At 56.8% G+C, this 3,207-nt stretch carries 1 protein-coding gene; it reads right to left on the reverse strand.

The genetic code is table 11. The features are described 5' to 3' along the window. Window positions 1-335: 335 nt before the first annotated feature. Window positions 336-3,110 carry a hypothetical protein gene (locus WCK51_15930; GenBank protein MEI7578378.1) on the reverse strand — a complete coding sequence of 925 codons (2,775 nt, stop codon included), beginning with the start codon at window positions 3,108-3,110 and terminating at the stop codon, window positions 336-338. Window positions 3,111-3,207: the final 97 nt, after the last annotated feature.

Consider the following 3,207-nt stretch of genomic DNA (forward strand, 5'->3'; position numbering starts at 1 on the left):
GTCTCTCACTCTCTCTTCCCCAGGACAAGAAGCAGAAGTGGTCATTCTCACTCTCCACCATGAGTTCCCGATTTACATCTTAGCTCGAGCTCGAGGGCCGTATGTTTTGTGATAGCAATGTTAATACAGTAAAGAAAAGTCCAAATTGACTTAACATTTTTGCTTGTCATTGACTTGTCACTGACAGACTCTGCTGTAACGGTACAGTTACAAGTTGAACATGTCGTCGTGACGGTCGAGTACCAGTACGCGAGAGGTTTACCGTAACCGTAACGACTCGTCACACACACAGTGTCACACAGACACGTCACAATGTGACATGCGCACATGTACACTTAGTCACGTGCACGTCGTCCACGGGCACGACGGCCTGAAGTAGACTCTTTAGAGCCTCTAGTAGAGTCCGAGCGGCGCGACGTCCTCCTATCACGGGGGGGAGACTCAGAGTCACTGTTGCGGCCACCACCTCGTCCACCAGAACCGCCGCGTGCTCCTCTGGCACGTCGGGCCCCGCGCGTGCTGCTGGACTTTCTTGGTCTCTTGTTACTGGGCTGAACCTCCTCAGACGCACTTGACGCTTCAGCCGACGGAGCGGGCTGCGCGTCTGCATTAGCTGCTTCAGAGTCGGACGTCGAGGCTTCTTTGGGGAGGCTGGATGGGTTGACGGCTTTGTGATAGGCGTGCGTAGATGTTTCCCAAGCTTTAGTCCAACCGCGGCTCATGCGATCCTGCCTGTCCAACAAGCCCTGTAGATGCCTCGGAATCTCGCCTTTGCCGGTGAGGCTCGGCAAGAAGAAGACGACATTGGAGCGGCTCACATCAGCAATCATGGGAACGCGTCCTCGAGTGCGCTGTCGATCGCGCTGCAATCCGTCATCCGTGTCAGAAAGCTCGTCGACGTCTTTCCGGAATCCCGGATCCGCCGCGTCTACGTAGAACGTCTTGTAACGACCAAACTCGCCGTCTCCGGAGTGGTAGTAGATGACGCGGATCTTGAAGTCCTTCCTTCCACTCTTCTCGTCAATCTCGCCCTTGTGAAGTCTTAGCTTCATGACCTTGGCCACCCAAAAGCGTTGCTTGAAAGAGTGGTCTGGCGGGGAAATGACGCAAACGTAGCCACCCACTGCGAGTTCCAAGATGTTCTTCATGGCATGGCGGCTGGCTCCTCTCTCACCAGGCTGGTTCTGGAATTCGTCCATGATAACATCGTTCAAGTCGATGTCTCCGTGACAGACTGATGGCGGAAGCTGTGCTGTAGTGCGCATCCGCGCCATCTCCGCGGGGAATAGACCCCCGTTGGCCCATCTCCAGCCTTCTTGCACTGTTTGCGCAGGGGTGGTGAGGTGGTCAAGCTCCTCCTGGTACTCGATGATGGCTCGAGGGTCAGCCTTGAACTTGCGATCCGACTTGAGAGTCTCGAAGAAGTCGGTGATCATCTTGATGTCATCCTTCGGCACCTCCTTCTTCATGGAAGGCTCAATGTCCGAGACAGCGGGAGCGTGCTCGTTATGCCTCCCAAACGGGTAGTAGGGGATGGGCTTCGGATCCTTGGCGAGGACACTGTCGTAGAACGACAAGCGCGGAGCCCCAGTCTTTTCGTCGTTCTCCATGACCCAGCGCCGGGGCTCCTTGTGTCCATGGAGATCTTGAGCAGCCCCAGCGTCCTTGCAGAGCTTCTTCCAGTCGCACACGCTGCGCACGACCTCGATCTCTGGGGACGGATGGTGGGACTCCCTGAGGCGCTTGATGAAGTCCGTGCGGCTCATGATGTCGCGCTTCTTGACTGCGCAGAGATAGGTGCCTGCCTCTTGATCAGGGTCACAGTGAGTGTGCCCCACCATGAAGTAATCCACGATGACCTTCTTGATGATGAACCGCCGCAGCAGATCCGCCAGGTAGGCAATGACGAAGCGGTTCTTGTTCTCGCGCGCGCAGTTGTCGAAGCGTAAGTGCAGAGTACTGGGCAAGGAGCCGCCTCGTCGGACCGCGACGTGGGTCAACGTACGCTGCAAGGTCTCAACGATGAGGTTGGGGTCGGATGCCCAGCACTTGGGAGTTAGGTACGTGTAGACGCCAACACCGTGGACGATGGAGATCTCCATGTGGAGCCGGATGCCAGACTCTTGGTGGCTCTTGAGGCGCTGGGCAAATTGAGGGAGGCCGAAGGGTAGCTGATCCGTTCCGTCCATGGCGACGCTCAGCACGTCGGTACCGGACCTCCTAGCATCCGCACAGATGCTGGCGTAGGCGAGGCGCTCATCCTTGACGGTGACTATGTGGTCCCCGAACGCCTGGCGGATGCTTTTGCGCAACGATGGGTCCAGCGTAGCCGCGTACTCCGTGCGCAGTAGCTCACATTCAGAGCACTTGGCGAAGCGAAGGTACTTGCGAAGCACCACATCGGAAACGTACGTCTTCCAGGTAAGGCGAAAGTAGTTGTACTTGCAGAGTGGCTTGACCTCGTCTTCTCGTCCGTCCTGCACACACTGGTCGTTGTGCATCTCGATCGCCAGCTTGAAGTGACGATATGCCTCCCGACGGCTTGGGTAGGGCATTTGGATCTTGGGCTGATCAGGCATGATCTCGTGGTGGCCGCGCTCCTCCTTGAGCCACCAGATGACGGTCTCTCTCCTCTTCTGGCTACGCTCCCGGTAAGGCAGAGCGTTAGCATTGAGGCCACGGTGTCCAGAGCCAGCTACAAGCCGGAGCAGTTTTGACTTGGAGATCCAGTAGCAGAAGCAGAAGAACGTCTGGCACACTTGCTTCTGATCCAGAAAGAACTTGGTGAAGCAGTTGCGGCCATCTGCATCTTGCGCGTACACCGTCTGGAACCGGATGATGTCGCGAACGCACGCCTGCCGATCCACAGTGGTCTTCTTCTCATGGATGAACTTGCGTAACTCTTGGATGCGCTCCATGGAGAGAAAGTCCGCCTTCCCAACACGAGTGAAGCACTTGTGCTTCTTGCAGCACTTCGCGGGGAGCTCCATCTTTTGCTCGTCAGCACACAGTGCAGCGCGGGTCTTCCTCGGTAGCTTCAGAAGGAGCTCCTCTTCTGTTCGCTGTTTGCGCTTGCGCCCACGGCGCTTGACTCTGGCACGTCGGCGCATCTGACTCAGCTCGCCTGCTGCGGCAGCGGCAGCTGCACCAACAGACTGTGCTGCATCAGATTCTGCAGAGACAGACTGTTACTGAAATGTTTGAGCA

Source organism: Armatimonadota bacterium (assembly GCA_037138755.1).
Classification (GTDB): Bacteria; Armatimonadota; Fimbriimonadia; order Fimbriimonadales; family Fimbriimonadaceae; genus Fimbriimonas.

Coding starts and splice junctions, on each gene's coding strand:
- WCK51_15930 (MEI7578378.1), bottom strand. CDS start 3,110: ATGCGCCGACGTGCCAGAGTCAAGCGCCGTGGGCGCAAGCGCAAACAG.